The following is a 22,556-nucleotide window of genomic DNA, read 5'->3' as shown; positions in this document are numbered from 1 at the left end:
GGAAATTAATAGTTTCAACTCCCCTGCTTTAAATGAAATTTCTGTAAGATGTAGGTTAAAACTGTCACTATTACAATTACGATGAACATTAAGACAAAAGGATTTATCCCTTTTTCCGGTAACTCCGTCAGTTGGTTAAGTGGCTTTTTTTTTTGATTAAGCGGCTCGGAAGTGATTTGACCTTCAGGCTGGTTATTCATAGTAGGCCCCCAGTTAAAGTTTAATACTTTATGGGCTGATATCTTCTGGTTTTTCCTGCAGAGGTGCAGGATTCCCTCTTTCACTTTTCAACCAAACACTTAAACATACTCTTTATTAACCTCTCCAGCATAACTGGCGTATGGACGAAGGCGCTATCGATGTGAAGGCGCTCAGTACGCTGGTGTGCATCCTTGCCGAACGGACCCACATTAAGTACGGGTCCCTGAAGTTTTTGCATATCAGCAAAAGGAATGCTGTAAGTATCGCCCCAGACTGGTGTATTTTTTTCAAAAGCCGTCCAGCCATCGGACTCATCACTATATTGAACATAGCTTAAATCGCAAAGGCCATTAAAATAATGAATTTGGCTGACTTCTTCATCAAGCATGCTGGCAGTTTCCTTCATTAATTTCACAGATTCCATAATAAGCGGATCAGCGGACGTATTTACGGCTGGATAATATGGCGGTGCGAACAGCAATACAATGGCGGGTGAAAGCTCCTGACATTGTATCATCAATTTTTCGGCGATCCGCACTGATTTTTCCCGCTCATCCAAATCCATGTTTTCTTTAACATCACTCTTTATTTGCTCAACAAAACTCACGCCAAATTTGCCCTTGGCATATGAAAGTAACTTTTCGTAGCGCAATACTTTCACTTCGCCCACACCTTCGATTTGTTCACGCAGACAAAGCTCTTTATAAGATTCATTGCATTTCATCGCTGCTTCGTTTGCAACTTGCTCGAATAGATCCATTACTTCTGCAGCTGTTCTTTTCATAATGAATACATTATAAAGCGCGGCTGCCCGATAAGGTGTCTGTGTTGAATATTGCAGTTTTAGATCTTTTTGCTGAAGCGATACGGGTAAAGGTGTTTCCTCGCCAAGATCACTTTCCAGAAAAAGAGTGTTCCACTCCATGAGCTGCGTGAGGAACGAGGCTATATAGTTAGCCGTCATGCCCTTTAATGGCTCACCCACATGAGTTTCCTTCCCATAAAAAAGGGCAGCCGGCATGATTTTCCCCAAAGTTCCGGAATAAATATAATGTCTATTATCACCCGGTTTCTGTGAAAAGGACGGCTCACTATTAAAAAACATTTTATAGGATAGGTCATATTTATCGCGTAAAGTCACAAGTTCTTTAACCGCAGCCCTCATACCCGCAGAATTCACTTCCTCATCAGGGACCGTTAACAGCAGGAGATTGATCGGCCATTGTTCACTGCTTGCCTTTTCGATGATAGCCATATGAAGGGCAAGCCCCATTTTCATATCCATCGTTCCTCTACCAAACAGGTACTTTCCCGATTCAAGATCAATGCGCGCTTCTTCCGGTAGTTCATCTTTCCTGTCATGAAGTTTTTTCGTGAGCTCCTCCGGTTGAAAAGCGAGAGTCTCAAGATCACCATATTCTTCAGTATGAACCGTATCAAAGTGGCTAATTAATACAACGGTCTCCTTTGCTGCAGGATGTTTATAGAAGGCAGTGACAAAATTTCTCCCTAAATCAGCTTCATGAAGTGATAAGTGCTCCGGATTCCTTTTAAAATAATCAAGCTCCCTCAATTTATCTTGCAGCTTATACGGAAACATACGTTCCCCTAATGTAAGAGTACGGCTCTCCCAGCTAACAAGTTCACATAACAAGGTACGGAGCGTTTCTGGAGTACCCCATAGTAATTGACTCATTCCAATCCCCCTTCAATATTTGTACGAACCACCGGACAGGTTAAACAGGTTGGACCGCCAGTGCCTTTGTAACTGATTTCTGTCCCTTTATATTCATAAACTGTCGCTCCCTCATCAAGAAGCTTTTGCTTTGTGTAAGCGTTACCAGAAGAAATCACACAAACCCGCGGAGCAATGGCAAGCACATTGCAGCCTAAGTTCACATACTCATCATCCGGAACTTCGATAAGCTGAATGCCTCGTTCAATAAGCAGTTTTCTGAAAAAGACTGGCATAAGCCGAGAATGAACTACCGCTAAATCATGGTCGACCATGCTGATGAAAGACATAAGGTGGAGACACTCTGCCTCACCTTGATCATGCGGAAGCTGAACTACGATGAATTCATCCACTAGATGAGTGGTCATTTCTTTTAATTGCCGAATGGCTTCAGTGTTTGTACGATAACCATGTCCGACAACAAGCGTCTTATCATCAAGCCAAATGATATCACCGCCATCCGCGACCGCTTCACCCGTTAAATACCCAATAATCGGGATGTTCTTTTCTAGACAATATTCCTTATATACATCAGCTTCAGGCTGCCTCAATTCTTTTCCGGACTTTAAAATAATCGCTCCTTGGCTTGTAAATTTGACCGGATCATGGGCATATAAGGAGTCAATGCCGACTAGCGAAGATGCTGGCAAATAATCGATGTTTGGAACATATTTCTCCAAAATGGAAATAAATTCACCATACTCTGTTAGGGCTTCGTTGAAATCTGGCTCTTCCGCAAAGTTGAAGTTCTGCCATGCTTGGCTTAAATGCTCTTGACTAATAAAAGCTTCTTTCGGATGTTTTACAATGACACGTTCCAATGGTTTGAACATAGACGAACAAAATGTCACTGCCTCCCCCTCCTTTTTCCGCACAACGGAAAACGTTTCCGCTAATAGGAATTTTTTCTTTTATTATAAAATTAAATTTGGTATAATGTCAATATGTTTTAAATATTCAAATAAATCAAAGTTTTATTCAACTTGTAATGAAAGATAGGTGGTTTGTTTATGCAATCGATTGACCGTGCCATGAACGTTATAAAAGTGCTAGTTTCCAATTCATCGGAAAACTGGCTATCAATTACGGAACTTTCTCAAGAATGTGAGCTTCCTGTCAGTTCCATGCATCGATTATTAAAAGCAATGTCCAAGCATGGATTAATTCAACAGGATGGACAATCTAAACAATATGGTTTAGGGAATATTTGGCTCGAAAATGGTTTGCGTATGTATGACAAAATGGATTACATCAGTCAAATTAGGCCTGAACTAGAAAGGCTGATGAACAAAGTGGAGGAAAGCGTGTATCTTAGCCAGCCAATCGGTATGGAGTCACTCGTTATCGAACGAATCGACAGTGAAAAAAGCCAAATCCGGGTTTTTGACCAGCTTGGCTCACGAGTACCTATGCATATTGGAGCTGCTAATAAAGTGATGCTCGCATATATGCCATATAATCAAGCTAAAAAAATCGTAGATGCTCTTTTGCCTATTCAAGAAAGAGCAGCTTTTTGGGATATATTGCAAGAGACTAAAAAGAAGGGATATGGAATCAGTCACAGCGAACGTACAGAAGGAACATGCTCTGTAGCCGTCCCGATACTGAACCATTTTGGGGAAGTGCACGGGGCAGTGAGCATTGGTTTTGTGAGCTTTAACCTGACAGAAGATAGACTTGAGTTCCTCATTGAGAATGTGATGGAAACTGGCAATCGGGTTTCGTCAAAATTGGGATATAGGGGTCAATGAATAAAGGTGCTACGGAGGATAAACGGAAAAAGAAGATGAATCATTTCATCTTCTTTTTCGTTTTAAATTAATCGCTGCCTGTCACGAATGAATCTTCTTTAAAATAGGCGAGGACCTCTCCAGCCACAACTGGTTCCCCCTCCATTACCTCCAATGACTCCACCTCTCCGCTGACACCAATATCAATGATTTCCACACCTCCATCTGCCTTCTTTATCTGAAATAACGGTTCCCATTCGTAGAATCTGGAATTTTTGGATATTGAAATTTTTTCAACCGAGCCATCACAAGGGCTAAGAATCACATCAACGTACATTTACATCATTCCTTCCTTCAGTATTCTTCAAAATGAAATGGAGATTGTAGAACTAACTTGAGAAAGTCTTGGAAGTCCGGTATATCTTCTTGTTCAATTCCAAGGGTCGGTGCCCAGTACTGATCTAAATTAATATCATTGGCACACAACAGGATCATTCTTCCGCTTTGAATGGAAGTCACCATTGCTTTACCTAAAAATTGGGCCGAATATACAATGGTCACATCATATCTATAATCTTGTGACAATAAGCAATAATGATGAATGGCCTGGTTTTCTTTATTTTCGGATAGAATATCAAAATTCAAAGGATAGCCTCCTTTCTTGTAAGCCCCAATTCCTTTAGAACCTGACCCACCCCCGAAGCCGGGATGCTTCTGCTATTTTACGAATCCCTTCGATATATGCAGCTACTTTCATGTTCACGGAATATTTTTGGGAAGTATGATAGACATTCAAAAAGCTGGCTGTTATCTTTTCCTTCAATCGTTCATCCACAAGCTCTTCCGTCCAGTAATAACCTTGGTTGTTCTGGCACCATTCAAAATACGAGACTATCACCCCTCCTGAATTCGCCAAAATATCCGGGACTAGCACTATGCCTTTTTCATCGAGAATCTTGATTGCTTCTTTTGTTGTCGGCCCATTTGCTGCTTCGATCACAATTTCACATTTTAATCGTTTTGCATTATCTTTATTTATCACCCCGCTAATAGCTGCGGGAATCAGCACATCACACTCTTTTTCCAATAATTCTTGATTGGATAATGTATCTTTGTATAAATTCGAAATGACCCCAAAAGAGTCCCTGTTCTCCAAAAGGTAAGCAACGTCTAAGCCATTCGGGTCATATAAACCTCCAAGCTCATCTGCTATACCGACAACCTTAGCCCCCATTTCATATAAATACATAGCTAAATGACTGCCGACATTCCCGAAACCCTGAATGATTACCCGCATGCCTTCAATCGGAATCCCCTTTAAATCACTTATCATTTGAAGTGTATATAATACTCCCTTGGAAGTAGCCTTTTCCCTGCCCTTCGATCCACCTAATGTGAGTGGTTTTCCTGTAATAAAGCCGGGTGAATCGAATTCCCTGATGTGATCGTATTCATCTAGCATCCAGGCCATGATTTGAGAATTCGTATACATATCCGGTGCCGGAATATCCTTTGTAGGTCCCACTATTTGACTGACCGCCCTGACATACCCTCGGCTTAATCGTTCTAGCTCTGATGAACTCATCTGTCTGGGATCACACACAATGCCACCCTTTGCCCCTCCATATGGGAGATCCGTTATTCCGCATTTCAAACTCATCCAACCCGCCAATGCCTTAACTTCTTCAGGAGTGACATCCGGGTGAAAACGAATCCCCCCTTTCGTTGGACCGGCAGCATCATTATGTTGGGCCCGATATCCTTGAAACATCCTTGTCTCCCCAGTATCCATTTGAATAGGAATACATACTTCCAGAAAACGCATTGGTGCTTTTAAAAAATCAAAAACCAGATCTGGATAGTCCAAAACTTGAATGGCTTCTTTTAAAATATCCTGGAATTCTTGCAGTGGATTATCCAATTGACGTTTTTCAATCATCTTAATTTCTCCTGTCATTTTGCACCTCACTTTTATTCTTATAAATTTATTAAGCAATTTTCATGCCAGCTTTGAGGATATAGTGTGTATAGCAATAGACCGCCATTTGCAATCATCAACACCATACATTCAATCATTAAGCATATGTATTAATTCATAAGCAATTCAGGTTTGCATATGTAAAAAACGATGATTAAATACCTCATTCCTGATGATCACAATTAAAGAAAAGTCCGTACACGTCGATTTCTCCTTATTCCAACAAAACCCAAAAGAGCACCCGGTAAATGTAAAAACATTCATTGGGTGCTCTTTTTTTGCTTATCCTGATAAAGAGTCGTTGATTTTTATGTAGCAAATGCCAGGCGATGGTACCGACTAATCAAAAGGCAGTCAGTCAGGAACCGACTGTTAAACTTAAATACTCAAAATATATTATATTGAAACTTCTATTTTTCAGCCAACAGGTTTAACTCATCTACAAACCTTTTTGTGATAATTTCAGGGCGAGTAATGGCCGTTCCTACCACGACAGCAAAAGCACCACTTTCAATAGCTTTTCTAGCATGATCTTTAGTATGAATATGCCCTTCAGCGATGATGGGAATTTTTAAGGCAGAAGAGAGTTGTCGAATAAGGTCATAATCAACCTCCTTCACGTATTTTGTTTCCTCTGTATACCCACACAATGTGGTTGCTACTATATCAGCACCGAATTTTTCTGCGATTAGTCCCTCTTCAAAAGTCGCACAATCTGCCATCACTAAAATATTTGGATGCTCACTATGGATTTTTCCTATGATACTTTCTAGCGTTTCTCCATGAGGGCGCTTTCGTTGAGTCCCATCTAAAGCTACTATAGACGCTCCAGCCTCAATGATGCTTGTTGCACTTTCATAGGTAGGAGTAATATAAACTTCACATTCTTTTATCCATTGTTTATGAATACCTAATACAGGCAATTTTGTTACCTTTTTAATTGCTTTAATATTTTCAGGCCCGGTAGCCCTAATACCAACGGCGCCTCCTTTTTCTGCAGCCTTGCTTAATGCGCCCATGATATCCGCCCCGTACATCGGCCATCCTATTCTAGCCTGGCACGACACTATCAATCCATTCTTAATGGCTTCCAATACGTTTTTTTCATCCATAATTACCACCTAAAGAATTCCTAAGAATTTACCAGCTAATCCTATAATAAAGGAAAGTAAGATTAACCAGTAGATAGCCTTTTGATATTTAAACAATGCCCATAAGAAACCAAGTGTTAAGAGGAGGGGCAAAAGCCCAGGTAAGATTGAATCAAGAAGTTCTTGCAAATTTATTTCTTTGCCTCCAAAGTTCCATTTAGCAGCCACGCTTACTTTAACAAAATTAACTACCATAGATCCTGTTACCATTAATCCTACGATGGTAGCTCCCTGAACAAACTTATTCAGAATATCAGAGTCTTTCATTTTTAGAATTAGGCTTATCCCAAACTGGTACCCATAGACAATGCCGTAGTAACGAGAGAAAATATTTAGCAAGACGTTTGGTACGATAAATATAATGGGTCCAAGTAAATTTCCATCCAACGCCAAACCAGCGCCGATTGCTGCAAAAATAGTCATAAAAGTTGCTTTAAAAACAGAATCACCAATTCCAGAGAGTGGTCCCATCAATGCGGCTTTCGTAGAAGAAATTGTTTCTGAGGTGATAGGGTTTCCTAGCGCACGTTGTTCTTCAAGTGCAAGAGCAACACCTATGATGGCATTAGAAGTATAGGGATGGCAGTTAAAAAACTCATTATGACGAACAACTGATTCTTTTAAATCCTGATTTTTTGGATAGAGTTTTTTGAGTGCCGGCAATATCGCATAGCAGAATCCTAAACTGCCATAACGCTCATAATTTATAGACGTCATACTGAAGAAAGAACGTAAGAATGTTTTTATTAAATCTTTCCTTGTCAGGATCGTCGTTTTAGCTTCACTCTGTCGGGAGGAATGACGGGAAATTTCACTATCATTTCCTTTCGTTCCCACTGTTGAAATGCTAATCGCGATTCCAAGACCCAACAAGGCTATTGAAAGTACATTCTGTTCCAAGTAGACTGCCAGAACAAATCCAATTAGGAAAAATGACCAAAACTTCTTGAGGTTCATCATTTTTAGGAGCATGGCCATCCCTATTGCAGGTAGAATTCCTGCAGTAAGCTTTAATCCTTCCATAAACCAAGAAGGCATTAAGTCTACAAGATTATTTACAAATCCACTACCAAAATAAATGGCTAAAAAAGTGGGAATGAACATAACTGTAAAAAAAACGATTATTCCAGAAAGGTGTAGCCGTTCTGCCCTTTTTAGATTAAGTTCCTGTAAAGCATTGTCTGCCCGATGCACTAGATAAATATTAAAATTCCAAGCTAGCATGATTAAAAGTTGCGCTAAAATACCGATTGGTAATGCCAGTGCAATTCCAACTTCAGGCTTACCCCCAGCGCTAATCGCAAATATAGTCCCTATTAGACCAGCAATTTGTGCATTAGGAGGAACGCTGCCTCCAATCGGTAACACACCCATAAACATCAATTCCACACTGGCCCCTACAATTAATCCGGTTTGTAGGTCTCCCATTATTAGCCCCAATAATGGCCCAGCAAAAATGGGACGGCTAATCATCCAATATCCATACCCATAATTTTCGGTCATGAGAACTGCAACAAAACCACTTAACAAAATCGCTGATATTAATTCAACTTCCACTTTTCCTCCTCCTTTTAACTTTGACTACCTTTTCGGCTTCTAAATCTTGGTAAATAAATTAATAGACTTATCATTAGGCGAGGTCCTGATTTCACAAGGGATTCCGTGATCCTTAATCTTGAGAAAAACAGCTTTATCTTCTTCATCCATAAAGACGGTTTTACTAATTTCCTGTTTTCCTTCTTTATAGTACATGCCACCTACATTTATTGAAGGTAGAATGATCCCTTTTTCAATGAGAGATAAAAGGACTCGAGGGCTTTTTACTACGATAAATGTTTTTTCCAGATCTGACTGCTCATCTAAATATTTCACTGCATCTTCGACAGATAGGATAGCATGTCTTTTTCCTGAAGGGACTGCCATGCTAAGTAACAAAAGTTGTGTCGGGTCGTTTGCGACGCCATCATCAATTACAATAAATTCTGTGACTTGATAAGCAACACTCCATGAATAAGCAACTTGCCCATGTATAAGGCGTTCATCGATACGGGTTACAACGATGCTCATTACAATTCCTCCTTAATATTTATGGGGTTAACTGTAGAGTTTATATAGCAAATACTCCGGGAAGTATTATCCAAAAGCTCTTTGGGACTTACAGGTGAAAGGCAAGATTCAATAACTAAACCTAAATGGAAACCAGCGATTACTTGTACCCGGCTATTTTTCAACACTTGAAGTGTAGCTGCATTGCATGGGGTTCCCCCCTTAATATCTGCCAGAATGATTATTTCTTTGTACCGATCCAACAATTGATTGACTGCTGCTTCTAGTTCTCTTGAAAATGAATCTAACGTTACTTGGTCACCCATACTCAATGCAAAGAGTTGCTGTTGTATCCCTGCTATAAGCTCTACACTTTCTTTCATAGTCGAAGCTAAATTCCCATGACTTACAAGTAAAATGGCCCGATTCAAACTATCCCCTCCTGATAACAGAATTTTTTGAATATTTTCATAGACTTATCTTATTAAAAAAGAATTAATAAATCAAGGTTTAATTAAAAAAATAAGAAATAAAATTTCATAATTGGTATTTTTTTTTGCTAAATGTGCAAAAAACATTTCATTTATGATATAAATGAAACAATAAGAAGTTTTCATGCAGTTATTAAAATCTTTAATAAAGGGGACATACTATGAGCTCAACTTTATTACAAAAAATCAAAGAAAAAGCCGATTCCTTATCACGTGCTGAACGGCAAGTAGCCAAATATATATTGGATCATGCAGATTTGGTGCAAACTTACACGATTCAAGAAATATCAATCAACGCTAATGTTTCCCAAGCCAGTGTTGTCCGTTTTTGTAAAAGAATGGGTATAGAAAGTTTTAAAACCTTTCAACATACATTGGTGAAAGAAATGAGTTCAAATAATGCCAACATTAATGATCTTTCTTTATTACGGGAAAATGATACTCCATATCAGCTTTTCCAAAAAGTAACAATGAGCAATAAATTTGCTTTAGACTCCTTAGGACAAACTCTGAACAAAAAAGAGTTTGAAAAAGCAGTAGAATGCTTAAGCAAGGCAAAGAAAATTGCTTTTTTTGGTGTCGGGGGCTCCTCTACAGCTGCATTAGATGCCAGTAATAAATTTGCTAAACTTGGCGTTACTACAGGAATGAACACTGACTTTCATACAGTGATTTCCTATGTTTCCAATTTCACATCAGAAGATGCATTAGTCCTTTTTTCCACATCCGGAAAAACTAAAGATGTATTGGAGATGGCTTCATATGCAAAAAAGATAAACGTACCTGTATTGGCAATAACCGCTTATACAAAGTCTCCTTTATTGAAAATAGCTAGTATACAACTTTGTTTTCCTGACATCGAACATGATCACCGAATCGGCAGTATAGCATCTAGAATCTTGCAACTTAACATGGTTGATGCTCTTTTCTTAAGTGTTTTTCATCGAATCGATAAACAAACCATAGATAATTATCAAAAAGCACGTGAAGAGATTCTTCGTCTTAGAAGATAGCCAGGACAAACTCATCCTTGTATTGCTAACTTTAGAACGTCATGTAAACAAGCAGTCGTCCGACATTCTCCCTATCTATCACCCTACTAATATTTGGTGACCGCTTTGAACACTATTGCTGGTTGTTACTAGCCGCTGCAATCATGGTTAAAGATACACTCTTCCAGACATATGAATTCATTCATAAGCATCCATTTGCATATGGAAAAAATAAATACAAATAGTAAAAAAAAGCATCCTTTTTAGGATGCGTCAGTTTGTCGACAAAAGGGGTTCAGAATTAAACCATTCTGAACCCCTTTTGAAATTCCCTTTGAATTTTGCTCAACATTAAGGAATTGGGTCTGATTTTTACTCGCGATGCCCTCTTTATTCGTCGTGGAGTATTTAAAAATCTCTCCCGATGGGCAAAGGTGTAACAATCAAAATGTTCATCGTAAACTTAGTTATGTTTAAAGCCGGTGTTATTTTATGACCAAATAGATAACTTGTAATCGCCTGTTTTTTATAAGCTGCATATGCGGTAACAGCTTCTGGTTTCCCATCTTTTTCAATTACTTGTCAACCATGCGTAAAACGATTGAAGAAGTTGAAACAAATATAGCTTACCGTTAGTTCTTAGGCTATGGTTGCCATGATAAAGTGCCTCTTTCAACGTTCGGGAAAAATTATGAAAGATACAGACTTATTTACAGATTTTCTATCGCATCTTAATGACAGCTGCTTTTAGAAAGTTAATCAGCGCAGAGCACATATTTGTCGATTCCACACATGTGAAAGCCATTGCAAATATTCGAAGATTCGAAAAGAAAATCGTTCGCTAGGAAACACGTGCGTATCAAGGACGACTTCAAGAAGAAATAAATCAAGACCGTGAAAACCATAATAAAAAACCTTTTCCACTGGATAAACTTAATAAGGAAGAATACCGATTGTATATTGAATGAATGTCAGTTTAAATAAAATAACTGGATCAATACTTGGGCGTCCTACCTCTGAAACATACCTTTCTCCAAGTCATATAGGAATGAGAAGTCAATGGCGGCCTCCATTTTTCGGACCAAATGGTTCGCTGGCACCAGTTGATCTAAAGTAATCATTTCAAGTTTATCTCGCTGAATATATATGTTTAGAAAGCATCCTCATCACCTCAAGTTTTAATACTCAAAGTTCATTGGAGCGAGTGTGCGAGACTCCTGCGGGAAAAGCGCGTCTAGGGGAGACACCAAAGGCGAAAGCCGAGGGCCGACCGCCCGCGGAAAGCGAGTGCCCTACGTTCAAATCAACGTTCAAATTGTACAAGCAATAAAAAAACACCCCATAAATGTTAGTTTGGCCTCTAACATTTACGGGGCAGTTCAAGGTTTGTCTACAGTCTGACGCATCCTTTTTAGGATGCGTTTTTCCCTGCGAGTCTCATAGCTGAATCTCTTCAACTTGATATTGAGGCGGGGCCGTTCGGAATGCCTTTGTGATATATAATAAATAACAAAAACCAATAATAAACCACCCTGACCCCATTATTAGTGAACTTGTCTCAAGATTGATCCAGAGAATGCCAATTGATATAGTTCCGATTAAAGGCATAATTAAGTAATTGATATATCCCTTTATAGTACGATGCTTTTTTTCCCGAATGATAAAATGGCTGACCACTGACAGATTTACAAAGGTAAATGCCATTAATGCACCAAAGTTGATCAGTGATGCAGCTGTGACTAGATCAAAGAATAAAGCCGACAATGAAATGACTCCAACTATGAGAACATTAATGGCTGGCGTTTTCCACTTAGGGTGAATAAACCCAAACCATTTTTCCGGAAACACTTTATCACGACCCATGACATACAAAAGTCGTGAAACGCTGGCATGTGATGCGAGTCCTGATGCTAGCGTATTGACGAGAGTCGTGCACAGAAAAATGGATTGGAATAGCTTTCCACCTACATAAAGGGCGATTTCCGGCAACGCAGCATCAGGTTCTTTAAAACGCGATATATCCGGAAAAAAGAGCTGAATAAAGAAAGAAGAGGTAATGAAGATGATTCCACCCCAAAGTGCAGTTAAAAATATCGCTTTTGGAATCGTTTTTTTCGGATTTGGCGTCTCCTCAGATAGTGTCGTTACCGCATCAAACCCCAAAAAGGAAAAACAAAGAATCGTGGCTCCGGTTATAATAGCCGAATAGTCCATTCCTTCATTTATGAAAGGCATTATTGTAAACACTTCCCCTGTACCTTCTCCATTGTGCAAACCTTTGATAACAAGAATGATGAACACTGCCATGATGGCAATCTGAATTAAAACAAAAAGAGCATTAAAGTTAGCAAGTACATTAACGCTGCGGAGATTGAGAATGGTGACAATTGCTACGAATAATACTACCCATAGCCATGATGGAACTTCTGGAAATAAAGCAGTTAGGTAAATTTTGGTCAACAATGCATTTACCATAGGTAAAAATAAATAGTCTAACAACGAAGACCATCCTACCAGGAATCCTAAATGTCGGTTAATGGCCTTTTGCGTATAAGTATAGGCAGAACCTGCAGCGGGAAAAACCTTTACTAGTTTTCCATAGCTTGCAGCTGTAAAAAGCATCCCTACCAACGCGACGATATAAGCAGTCGGCACATGGCCCCCCGTAATCCCAGATACAATGCCAAATGTATCAAATACGACCATGGGTGTCATATAAGCTAACCCCATCATAACAATTTGCCATAATTTCAGCGTTCTTTTCAATGTTACCTCATTTTCCACCTATCATTCCTCCTTGAAACCGTTTTCAAATTGTAGGATCAATATTTTTTAAATTGATAAATTTCAATGCCTCCCTCTTTATAAAAGTTTCAACTGTATACCTTAATGCAAGTTTTGTGCCATCTGATTTCGGTTTACTTCGATAAATGAATTACGCTAAAAATGTTTCTTATTCCTGCATTCTTACCTGCATTGGATTGATTTATAGGAATAAAAATCGTTCAGCATCTTATAATTGGCGATTCAATTTCCCATAAATTATTCGCACTTGCATATTCCATTCAAATGATATCTGGTTAGAAGCCACAAAAAACCACTTACTGTGACTTGGCATGATAATTGCATAATTAATCATCCATAGGAATTCATTTATATGAGTTTCAAAACTACTATAGTTATAAGAAAATGGAGGAATAGAAAAAATGAAATATCCTTTATCACCTGATGTTAAACCAGAGTTTTGTACGACCGGTTCATTTATGCGCTTACCTTCTTCAAGGGAAAATGCCAAATTGGCAGTGGTAGGTGTGCCTTTTGATACAGCTGCTTCATTCAGGGTAGGAGCCCGGTTTGCTCCACAGGCAGTCCGCCAAGCATCCATGACGTTGTTTCCTTATCATCCCATTCACAAGGTATTTCCTTTTGACGAATGTAATGCAATTGATATCGGGGACGTTTCGGTGATTCCCCATAATATACATCGAAGCTATGAGTTAATTGAAAAGGCTATGTCAGACTTGATGAAAAACGGGATCATTCCAATAGGCATCGGAGGAGATCATTCAGTAACATTGGCTAATTTAAGAGCAGCCGCAAAAATCCACGGTCCTGTTGCACTTCTTCATTTTGATTCACATACAGATACTTGGGATACTTATTATGAAGAAAAATACTGGCATGGTTCCCCGTTTATCCGTGCATATGAGGAAGGCTTACTCCAAACGGATAAAGTTTTCCAGATTGGCATCAGAGGTACGCTCAATCATCCAGGAGATTTAGATTCCAGTACAGAACTAGGGTACAATGTGATAACTACGCCCGAGCTGAAGAAGAGAGGAATCGAAGATGTCGTGAAGGAAGTTAAGAAAACCATTGGGGATACACCATGTTTCTTGACATTCGATATTGATTTTGTCGATCCATCCTGCGCTCCTGGGACTGGCACATTGGAGGTCGGCGGTCTAAATAGCTTTGAAACCCTAGAAATGATACGCTCTCTGCAAGGATTCAACTTTATTGGGTTCGACCTGGTGGAAGTCCTCCCGCCGTATGATCCAACACAAATTACATCACTACTGGCAGCCACCATCATTCATGACTTTGCCAGTCTAGTAGCCTTACAACTAAAAGAAGAAGAAAAAAAGGAGAATTCAGCCGAAAAAAGTTTATAGAAGTAAATGAAGGGGCATTTCAGATCCAAACTGTAATCGTTCAAAAAGGCATCTGCTAACGGTTAAAGCAGATGCCTTTTTTCTATGTCATCTCTTATCTTGTCCTATAAATATGAGCAAGTTTGAGCTTCTATGGTATGCGGAAATTTTAAAAAAACACATCCCAGAATGGGATGTGTCATCATTTTATTCGTCTGATTCTCCCCCAGAACGATTCGTTTGTGTTGGCAGGGTGTCCCAAAAGCTTGCATCGACAGTTTCAATTGAATCATCGGCAATAGCTCTGACAGCTGCATCCAAAGTGGTTACCGTTTGCTTTATTAGATAGCCATTACTTTTTTGTCCAAGCGCTACTGACTCGACATTGTGGTCCGACATACCGCGCATCTCAAAGAGCAGTGTGGCAATATCATAGCGAACGGCTGCACCATTACGGCCTATATTTTCTCCAGAACCGCCATCATATTTACCAATATGCCCCCAACCAGTTGGTTCAATGGAGTTATATACGACAGCACCCAGTTTTTTTGAGGCTTCTAACACTTCAGGCTTTACATTTGCGTTTGTAGGATAAAGAATTGAACCTGAAACAAGTTCACCGTCCGTTTCGCTTAGCGTCCCTTGATGATGTAAATCTATCATGTAATCTATATCGTATTTCGCAAATACATTTTCGTGTAAAGCCTTTACCTCTACTTGCATGTTATCAGTTTTTTTATCATGCTCACGGTTCAAGTCGATCCCATTTGCATTTGCCCGTGTAAGATGCCGATCACCTTTTGCTAAATAGTCATCAAGAGGGAAATTAACATCTCCCATTGCCCCATCTGCGTTTAACATTGGAATAATAAGAATGTTAACATTCTCCAATATCCCTTTAGTCTTATTCGTTCCTAAATGTTTAATGAACTCCAGTGCACCCTCAGTAGTCAGCTGTTCATTTCCATGCTGTTGAGTTAAAAATAGTATAGTTGGGTTTTTAGGATTGGAAATATATTTCGCAAGATAAATATCTCTTCCTTTTACCGTTTCCCCGATTACTTCCAATGCCAACCTTTCTTGTTTAGCATCCTGGGTTTTTAGATAACTTACCAAGCTTTCGTATGTATGCAGATTTGAAGTTGTCACTTGACCATTTCCAGCAGTGGGGCCATTTCCAACCGCTCCGACTGGTAGCGCAACAGCTGTTACAGCGCTTAAAGACATTAAACTAGATAATGAAACTGTTAGAACTTTCTTCTTAAAATTCAAAAAAAAACCTCCCTTTTCATTTAATAATCATAAAAATAACTATTACTAATATTCTGACATTTTTAGCACTTTGTGTTAATAGTGAAAAATACCTATGTTTGCAAATAGTTTTCTTCTACGCAATATAACTTGAAAAGAGTTACAAAGGCGACATTCAAAAACCACTTTTGTTCCCGATGAAGAAAACCAGACGGACACCAGTCTGGTCAGACTGTAGACAAACTTGATGAAAATCGAGTTTGTCTATTTTTATGGCCTGTACAATTTGGACGTTGATTGGAACGTAGGGCACTCGCTTTCCGCGGGCGGTCGGGGGAGCCCCCTCGGGCTTTCTCCTGCGGGGGTCTCCCCTAGACGCGCTTTTCTAAGCAGGAGTCTCGAACACCCGGCTCCAATCAACTTTGTCTTACTTTTAGATAGAACACTTTTGCCTAGAGTTCCGTCTGGTTCCTTCAATATAGGCTGGAATTTATAAAACTATCTTTTCCTCACTTTTATTATTGCCTGCCCTCCGTCAGTGGAATTGACTCGTATTGTTCCGGATTGATTTTATATACAGAGCCATCAGTAACTCCATCAATTATTCCATATAGGCCTCTTTCAACTGATTTAATGAGCATGCCTTTTTTCTTTTGGCCAAAAGACTGTGTTTGACCTCTAACTTCAAAGAGTACTGTCCCGATTCCGTTTAAAGCAAAGGCTCCTAAAGCCGTTCCAGGAAGGTTTTGATTTTGCGGATACAAGGATATATTCCCATATGGAGAATTACCTTGTGCTTTCATGGCATTATATACCGCCACATTCAATTGTCTGGAAAAATCATAATTATAGTTTTTTGCATATTTTGCATAATCCTGTCCTGAAGGCGAGCTTGGATCAGGAACAAATTGAGCGGAAATCGAGTAGGTGACTAAATCATCCGTTCCATCCACTTCATAATAGGGAGCTTGGTGATGCAGGTCCACAAAAATCTCCACCTTACCGTATTGCTTCAGTAGAGATTTGTAAACATCACGTGTTGTTTGTGATTCAGGTGTTATGAACCAACCAGGGGTGGATGATTTTCCAGGGAAGTCTTTAGCTTGGGGAATATAATTTAAATCAGGATTAAAGTCACGATTAACATCGAAACCTGGTTTGGACTCATAATCGAATGATTCATTTTTGTATGTATAGTAGTTCCATGATGGATTCGCTCCTGCTAACTGCGGAAACTGTTCCACGACCTCTGCCCAAGTCATATCATTTCCCCGACGGTTCAATTCAGCGGCATCGGGATTCACTTTAGGCAAAGCGACCAAGGTAATTTCCTTACGAATTTTTTCCGCTTCAGGAGAGCTGGTTCCCAAAAACCTCAAGATATTCAAGATGGCATCCGTACCGGTTTTCTCATTTCCATGGATCTCACTTTGAATGAAAACGACTTTGTCGCCAGTTCCCACGGTTGCTTTATAGATTTCTCTATGTCTATTGGAATATCCAGCTACCTCCACTTTTACTTTACCTTGGCTATCACTCGCAATTTGTTCTAGCTTTTTCCCTAGTTCAGCATGATCTGTAAAACCTGAAACCGAATAAGTTTGTTGAATGGGTGTTCCCGGGGATGTTTCATTAGCTGCAAATGTTGGTGCCGCAATACTTGCCGATAAAACGGCAACTCCTAGAGTTGAAAATAATTTTCCATTTTTTAACATTGCAACAATCACTTACATAAAATATTTTTCTATCTCATTAGACAAAATGGCAAAGTAGAAATATGTTGGAATTTGGTGTCGTATTATGGCTATTTTATGATGCGGGCACCAGCTTTAGCTAAAAGTTGGGTGCTGCCCTAATTTATACTCTTTTTAGGTTAGCTGTGCAAAAATGCATATTTTCCCACAACAACGATCCCCGACATTGTTATCTCGGATCGTTGTTGCCGGATGCCTTTAACCATATATATATTGGCTATGCATTTAGTCGAATTGAAGATTTGTACTATAACATCACATTACGTTATAATAAAAGGAAAAATACGAGAAAGGGGAAAACATGAAACTCAACACAAATAGTTCTACACCATTATACATACAATTAAAACAATCTATTATCGAAGATATAAACAAAGGGATTTACTCTCCTGGCGAAAGATTACCAACCGAAACAGAATTATGTGACATATATGGAGTAAGTCGCATTACTGTCAGAAAGGCGGTTTTGGACTTGGTGGAAGAGGGTCTTCTAATACGCCAACAAGGAAAGGGAACATTTGTCCAATATCCTAAAGTAAAAAGGGAATTATTTGCTGTTAATGGTCATGCTGAATATATGTCAGAATTAGGGAAGATACCTCAAACAAAAATCCTTTCATTTGGGATCATACCTGCATCGGCTAATATTTCCAAATCCTTGGAGATTACCCCTGAAAGTGATGTTCTTGAATTACAACGGATCTTATACTATGATAATCAACCTCTCACCTTAGAAATTTCTCATTATTCCTTAAAGGTCCTGCCTGATTTAAATCAACATGTCCATAACTCTGTTTCCATGTATGATATCATAAAGCATAAATATAATATAACTCCTGTTCATAACACGAAACTTTTAAATATGGTTTTGGCAAATGCCGATGAAGCAAAATATTTAGAATGCGAAGTGGGAGACCCCCTTTTCAAAGTGGAGAAAGTGGCATATGACGCTAAGAAGCAACCTATCCATTCATCCTTCCTCTATTATCCTGCTAATCGAGTGACTTTTACGATTGATAGTTCCATATCACAAGAAAAAGGTAACGAATCCCCGTCCTAATCCGGGATCTCGTTACCTTTTTCCATCTAAATCATTTTAAACCATCATATGGTCAGGATGATATTCTTTACCATACCCGAAAGCACCATAGTCCTGACAGGTTTGGGAGGCCACTAAAGCTCCTTTTTGTAAAGCTTTATATACATCTTGACCCTGGACGTACGATGAGAGAAAACCAGCAATAAAAGAATCTCCCGCCCCCAACGTATCTACAACTTTGGTTTGGATAATAGCTTGTTCATATAATTGATTTTCAGTTGATAAAATTGCTCCCTTTTCCCCACGAGTAACACATATCACTTTTGTGCCGAACGAATGCACCTTTTGAATCAGTGCATTGCACTCTGCCTCGTTCAAATTGCTTCCGGAAAAAAATGCATATGTCACATACGGACAAGCCTTTTGTAAATAGTGATCCTCTTGATTTGTCGAAAAATCAAAAGAAATGTCAATGAATTGGCTTAATATTGGAAGATTATGCTCTATTCGGCTATATACACTTGTATGAAGAAGGTCGTGTTGCCGAATATAATCCAAATCCTTGTCATTCAGTACAATCCCCAATCTAGATTGAATTCCCCCCTTATTGGAACCAACAAAAATTCGGTCCCCGTCCTTATCCAACGCGACGACGGCCATCCCATTCTCTCCTACTGCTTGTCTTACTCTACTAATCTCCATCTTTTCCTTTTGCAATACCTCTAACACATGGTCTGCCGCCACATCATTACCTACAATGCCAATATATGAAGATTGCTCATCATTTAAACGATTGCACATGACTGCCACGTTTAATGAATTGCCGCCAGGATATATCTTTCCTTGGTCTTTATAAAAATCTACTACGTTATCTCCAATTCCAATTAACTTCATGCCTGTTCCCCCTGTTATCATTTTACACTTCCACTCGCAATTCCACGGATAAAATACTTCTGCATGAATAAAAATAAAATGACGATAGGTGCCGCTGAAATAGTTAATCCAGAAAGTAACACACCCCAATCGGTTTGCAGTGCATCTCGGAATTGCATTAGACCGGCTGGTATCGTACGTAAACTATCATCGTCTATGAAGATGATGGCGAACATAAATTCATTCCATGTATAGTAAGCTGTTAAAATTGCCGTTGTTAATAAAATAGGCTTACTCATAGGGATGAAAATCCTAAAAAGGATTCCAAGATTCGTACATCCATCCAACCGGGCAGCCTCTTCCAGTTCTTTCGGAATGGACAGGAAGTAAGCCCGAATCAACAAGATGGTTAGCGGAATTCTGTATGCTACATAAGGTAAGATTAGCGCCCAGTGTGTGTTATATATACCTAGCTTCTGAATGATATTATACAAAGGGATCAGGCTTACTTGGGGAGATAGCATCAAACCGCCTAAGCATATGACCAAAATGAAAGCCTTTCCACGAAAATCAAAGCGAGATAATCCGTAGGCACCCAACGCACTTACTAATACCGTTAGAATACAAGTCATGCCAGTAACCATGACACTATTTAAAAAGTAGGAAGAAATCCCACTATTCCAAGCTGTAACATAATTTTCAAACAACCATGTATGAGGGAGTGACCAACTATGGTTGAAAATTTCCTCTGTGCTTTTGAATGAACTGATGACCATCCATAATAAGGGATATGCAACAACAAGAAAGTAGACGATCAAACCTGCATAAACAAGGGCTAGTCTCATATTATAGGTTTTTCTTTTCCTTGCATACTCTAGATCTTCCACAACTAATTCCGGTAGTCCGATCGTTGATTTAGGCATCTCCATTATTAGTCCTCCTTTCCCGTTTTAAATATTTTCATTTGAACAAGAGAAATAAGTAACGTAATAATTAAGATAACCGTTGCTATGGCAGAAGCATATCCCATCATATCTTTTGAAAAAGCCGTTTTATATAAATAGGTACTCAGGACTTCAGAAGAAGTTCCCGGTCCCCCTCCGGTTAAGATATATGGCTCATTAAACACTGTAAAGGCACCAGTCAATGTTAATATTACGGCGACGAATGTCATTTCCTTTGTTGCTGGAACCGTAATGTGAAAAAACGTTTTTATTTTATTCGCTCCATCCATTTCAGCTGCTTCATATAGTTCAGGTGAAATTTTTTGAATGGATACGATATATAGCATGGCTATATAACCAATCGATTGCCACTGTGAGACAGCAATGACTGCATAAATTGCCGTTTCACTATCACCCAACCATGGCAGTGCTAAATTATTCAATCCAATCATTTTAAGAAACTGATTTAATAATCCCACTTCCGGGTTGTAAAAAAATGAAAACAGCAATGCGATGACTGTCATTGAAACGACGACCGGCAAAAAATAGACTGTGCGAAAGATAGGTGAAAATTTACGGATTAATTTATCTTCTAAAACAGCTGCAACAATTAACCCTCCAAAAACCTGGAAAACAATTGAAATGACAGCATAAAGAATATTATTTTTTAAAGCTTCATAAAATACGGGATCTTTAAATAAAGTAAAGTAGTTATCCATCCCTACAAATGCTTTATCTGGTGAAAATGTACTCCAATTATACATACTATCGCCAATATTCTGGAAAATGGGAATATAAACAAGCAATAAAAAAACTAAGGCTGGAAGAAGATATAGATAAGGTACAAATTTATCGGGTTTTATCATTAAAATATCACTCCCTTAATAAAACGGAAAAATGAATTCCCTTATTTCCCCGCTTCAGTTCTAACAGTATCAGCAGCTTTTTGAACATCACGCATAATTTGTTTAGGTGTTTTATCTCCATTTAACATCATTTGTGTTCCGGTTAAATAGGCATCTGCAATACGCGCATCAATGCTCATGTCAAACCATGGGGCCATTTCTTTTGTGTTTAATATGCTTTGGACCGCTTCCAGCTGTTCCGGGGAAGAATTATTTTCATTCACCGTTCCTTTAACTGCACTATACTTGCCCACATCAGTGACTAGTTTCTCTCCCATCTGTTTAGTGGTTAGAAACTTTAAAAACTCCATCGCTTCTTTGGGATGCTTTGTCTTAGAAGAAATCATAAAGCCTTCAGGTGATCCCGTTAGATTTGTTTGATTACCCTTTCCTCCTTCCACTTCAGGAAAGTTAAACATTCCAAGTTCAAACTTAGTAGGTCCAAATAACTTGATCTCTGCCGTTTCTGCATAAAACATAGGTGCTTTACCATTTGAAAATTGCTGCCTTGCATATTCATGATCTATTGAATTAGTATTCTTATTAAAGTAAGGTAACAACTCTTGGAATTTCTCAAGCGCTTTTATGTAGTCGTCATCCTTAAATTTTCCGGTTTTTCGATTATAATCCATTGCCAGCACTTCCGGACTAACCAGACGTTGATTCAATGTGCCCACATAATGGGAAATTGTCCAAGTATCTTGACTGCCGAATTGAATGGCTGTGTAGTTATTCTTTTTTAACACTTTTAATACATCGATTAATTCATTCCATGTTTTAGGTGGGTATATGTTCAATTTTTCGAAAACATCCTTGTTATAGAAAAACATTTTCCCATCCATTGTTACGGGGACACCATACACCTTATTATTAAATGTATATGGTTTGACTTGGGATGGAACGAGTTGAGAAGACCATGTCGGATCGTTTTTATAATAAGAAGTTAAATCCAAAGCTTTATTTCCTCGCACAAACTGACTGGCAAATTCATCACTCCATGAGAAATAAACATCAGGTGGATTATTTGTACCAGTCATTACTTTAATTTTGTCTTTATACGAATCGTTTAGCACTGCTTCGGTTTTAATATGGATATCGGGGTTTTGTTTTTCAAATTCTTTTACAACTTCATTAAAGTAAGTTTTTTCCGGTTCCTTTGGCCACCTATGGAAAAATGTTAAGGTAGTTTTTCCAACATCTGATTCTGAAGCTGTTTTTTCACCAGAACATCCCCCAAGCATTAAAGATAAACTTAAAAATGATGCAAATATAAGTTTTGTTTTTCTCATGAATACCCTCCTTTTTATAAATG

Annotated in this window: 21 protein-coding genes and 2 pseudogenes; 5 read left to right on the top strand and 18 right to left on the bottom strand. The window is 38.8% G+C overall.

The window, feature by feature from the left end:
- Positions 1-14: 14 nt before the first annotated feature.
- From AC1DVK_RS17700 to AC1DVK_RS17690, 3 genes are all read right to left on the bottom strand, one after another.
- Positions 15-200 (bottom strand): hypothetical protein, encoded by a 186-nt coding sequence (locus tag AC1DVK_RS17700; RefSeq protein WP_477627024.1) that lies wholly within the window; start codon positions 198-200, stop codon positions 15-17.
- 80 nt (positions 201-280) lie between these two features.
- Positions 281-1,897, bottom strand: coding sequence for a M20/M25/M40 family metallo-hydrolase (locus tag AC1DVK_RS17695; protein ID WP_477627023.1), 1,617 nt, complete (start codon positions 1,895-1,897; stop codon positions 281-283).
- Positions 1,894-2,769 (bottom strand): dimethylarginine dimethylaminohydrolase family protein, encoded by an 876-nt coding sequence (locus AC1DVK_RS17690; RefSeq protein ID WP_477627040.1) that lies wholly within the window; start codon positions 2,767-2,769, stop codon positions 1,894-1,896. Before AC1DVK_RS17690 ends, AC1DVK_RS17695 begins: the two co-directional genes overlap by 4 nt.
- A gap of 177 nt (positions 2,770-2,946) precedes the next feature.
- Here AC1DVK_RS17690 and AC1DVK_RS17685 point away from each other — a divergent pair, with 177 nt between their 5' ends.
- Positions 2,947-3,687 (top strand): IclR family transcriptional regulator, encoded by a 741-nt coding sequence (locus AC1DVK_RS17685; protein WP_089363480.1) that lies wholly within the window; start codon positions 2,947-2,949, stop codon positions 3,685-3,687.
- 67 nt (positions 3,688-3,754) lie between these two features.
- Here AC1DVK_RS17685 and AC1DVK_RS17680 read toward each other — a convergent pair whose 3' ends face one another.
- The 7 genes from AC1DVK_RS17680 to AC1DVK_RS17650 form a co-directional block, all read right to left on the bottom strand.
- The gene (locus AC1DVK_RS17680; protein ID WP_089363481.1) at positions 3,755-4,003 is read right to left on the bottom strand and encodes a biotin/lipoyl attachment domain-containing protein; all 249 of its coding nucleotides are present in this window, start codon (positions 4,001-4,003) and stop codon (positions 3,755-3,757) included.
- Positions 4,004-4,020: 17 nt separating this feature from the next.
- Entirely contained in the window at positions 4,021-4,311 is a 291-nt protein-coding gene (locus tag AC1DVK_RS17675) for an SAV0927 family protein (RefSeq protein WP_061463788.1), read from the bottom strand.
- A 34-nt stretch (positions 4,312-4,345) separates the two neighbouring features.
- Entirely contained in the window at positions 4,346-5,605 is a 1,260-nt protein-coding gene (locus tag AC1DVK_RS17670; protein WP_286140960.1) for a Glu/Leu/Phe/Val family dehydrogenase, read from the bottom strand.
- 449 nt (positions 5,606-6,054) lie between these two features.
- Positions 6,055-6,756, bottom strand: coding sequence for an N-acetylmannosamine-6-phosphate 2-epimerase (locus tag AC1DVK_RS17665; RefSeq protein WP_477627022.1), 702 nt, complete (start codon positions 6,754-6,756; stop codon positions 6,055-6,057).
- Positions 6,757-6,765: 9 nt separating this feature from the next.
- On the bottom strand, positions 6,766-8,352 hold the full coding sequence (locus tag AC1DVK_RS17660) for a PTS system mannose/fructose/sorbose family transporter subunit IID (protein ID WP_477627021.1): 1,587 nt from the start codon (positions 8,350-8,352) through the stop codon (positions 6,766-6,768).
- Positions 8,353-8,391: 39 nt separating this feature from the next.
- On the bottom strand, positions 8,392-8,862 hold the full coding sequence (locus AC1DVK_RS17655) for a PTS sugar transporter subunit IIB (protein ID WP_089363484.1): 471 nt from the start codon (positions 8,860-8,862) through the stop codon (positions 8,392-8,394).
- Positions 8,862-9,272 (bottom strand): PTS sugar transporter subunit IIA, encoded by a 411-nt coding sequence (locus AC1DVK_RS17650; protein ID WP_377382106.1) that lies wholly within the window; start codon positions 9,270-9,272, stop codon positions 8,862-8,864. The genes AC1DVK_RS17655 and AC1DVK_RS17650 overlap by 1 nt, the downstream gene beginning before the upstream one ends.
- A 221-nt stretch (positions 9,273-9,493) precedes the next feature.
- On the opposite strand from AC1DVK_RS17650, the gene AC1DVK_RS17645 reads away from it, so the two are divergent.
- Positions 9,494-10,345 carry a MurR/RpiR family transcriptional regulator gene (locus tag AC1DVK_RS17645; protein ID WP_477627020.1) on the top strand — a complete coding sequence of 284 codons (852 nt, stop codon included), beginning with the start codon at positions 9,494-9,496 and terminating at the stop codon, positions 10,343-10,345.
- A 558-nt stretch (positions 10,346-10,903) separates the two neighbouring features.
- Positions 10,904-11,271: pseudogene (locus tag AC1DVK_RS17640) on the top strand (transposase); the annotation flags it as partial.
- Here the strand turns inward: AC1DVK_RS17640 and AC1DVK_RS17635 are convergent.
- Positions 11,270-11,445, bottom strand: a pseudogene (locus AC1DVK_RS17635) (transposase); the annotation flags it as partial. The pseudogenes AC1DVK_RS17640 and AC1DVK_RS17635 sit on opposite strands and share 2 nt — an antisense overlap.
- 316 nt (positions 11,446-11,761) lie before the next feature.
- Complete coding sequence (locus AC1DVK_RS17630) at positions 11,762-13,108, bottom strand: APC family permease (RefSeq protein WP_477627019.1); 1,347 nt, start codon at positions 13,106-13,108, stop codon at positions 11,762-11,764.
- A gap of 422 nt (positions 13,109-13,530) precedes the next feature.
- On the opposite strand from AC1DVK_RS17630, the gene speB reads away from it, so the two are divergent.
- Positions 13,531-14,499: an agmatinase gene (speB, locus tag AC1DVK_RS17625; RefSeq protein WP_413022489.1), complete on the top strand. Its 969-nt coding sequence runs from the start codon at positions 13,531-13,533 to the stop codon at positions 14,497-14,499.
- Positions 14,500-14,685: 186 nt separating this feature from the next.
- On the opposite strand, the gene AC1DVK_RS17620 is transcribed toward speB, so the two are convergent.
- Both AC1DVK_RS17620 and AC1DVK_RS17615 read right to left on the bottom strand, forming a co-directional pair.
- Complete coding sequence (locus AC1DVK_RS17620; RefSeq protein WP_477627039.1) at positions 14,686-15,705, bottom strand: M14 family zinc carboxypeptidase; 1,020 nt, start codon at positions 15,703-15,705, stop codon at positions 14,686-14,688.
- A gap of 542 nt (positions 15,706-16,247) precedes the next feature.
- Positions 16,248-17,444 (bottom strand): M14 family zinc carboxypeptidase, encoded by a 1,197-nt coding sequence (locus tag AC1DVK_RS17615; RefSeq protein WP_477627038.1) that lies wholly within the window; start codon positions 17,442-17,444, stop codon positions 16,248-16,250.
- Positions 17,445-17,784: 340 nt separating this feature from the next.
- On the opposite strand from AC1DVK_RS17615, the gene AC1DVK_RS17610 reads away from it, so the two are divergent.
- A complete protein-coding gene (locus tag AC1DVK_RS17610) occupies positions 17,785-18,543 on the top strand; it encodes a GntR family transcriptional regulator (RefSeq protein WP_089363224.1) in 759 nt (252 codons plus the stop codon).
- 36 nt (positions 18,544-18,579) lie between these two features.
- Here the strand turns inward: AC1DVK_RS17610 and AC1DVK_RS17605 are convergent, their stop codons facing one another.
- The 4 genes from AC1DVK_RS17605 to AC1DVK_RS17590 all read right to left on the bottom strand — a co-directional run bounded on the left by AC1DVK_RS17605 (position 18,580) and on the right by AC1DVK_RS17590 (position 22,533).
- Positions 18,580-19,416, bottom strand: a complete 837-nt coding sequence (locus tag AC1DVK_RS17605; protein WP_477627018.1) for a PfkB family carbohydrate kinase — start codon at positions 19,414-19,416, stop codon at positions 18,580-18,582.
- A 17-nt stretch (positions 19,417-19,433) separates the two neighbouring features.
- Complete coding sequence (locus AC1DVK_RS17600) at positions 19,434-20,240, bottom strand: carbohydrate ABC transporter permease (RefSeq protein WP_477627037.1); 807 nt, start codon at positions 20,238-20,240, stop codon at positions 19,434-19,436.
- 86 nt (positions 20,241-20,326) lie between these two features.
- Complete coding sequence (locus tag AC1DVK_RS17595; protein ID WP_034307788.1) at positions 20,327-21,205, bottom strand: carbohydrate ABC transporter permease; 879 nt, start codon at positions 21,203-21,205, stop codon at positions 20,327-20,329.
- Between the two features lie 41 nt (positions 21,206-21,246).
- Complete coding sequence (locus AC1DVK_RS17590) at positions 21,247-22,533, bottom strand: ABC transporter substrate-binding protein (RefSeq protein WP_477627017.1); 1,287 nt, start codon at positions 22,531-22,533, stop codon at positions 21,247-21,249.
- Positions 22,534-22,556 lie beyond the last annotated feature (23 nt).

The sequence above is a fragment of the Peribacillus sp. P4_B1 genome (genome assembly GCF_056402395.1).
This window is presented reverse-complemented; position numbering and strand designations above follow the sequence as displayed.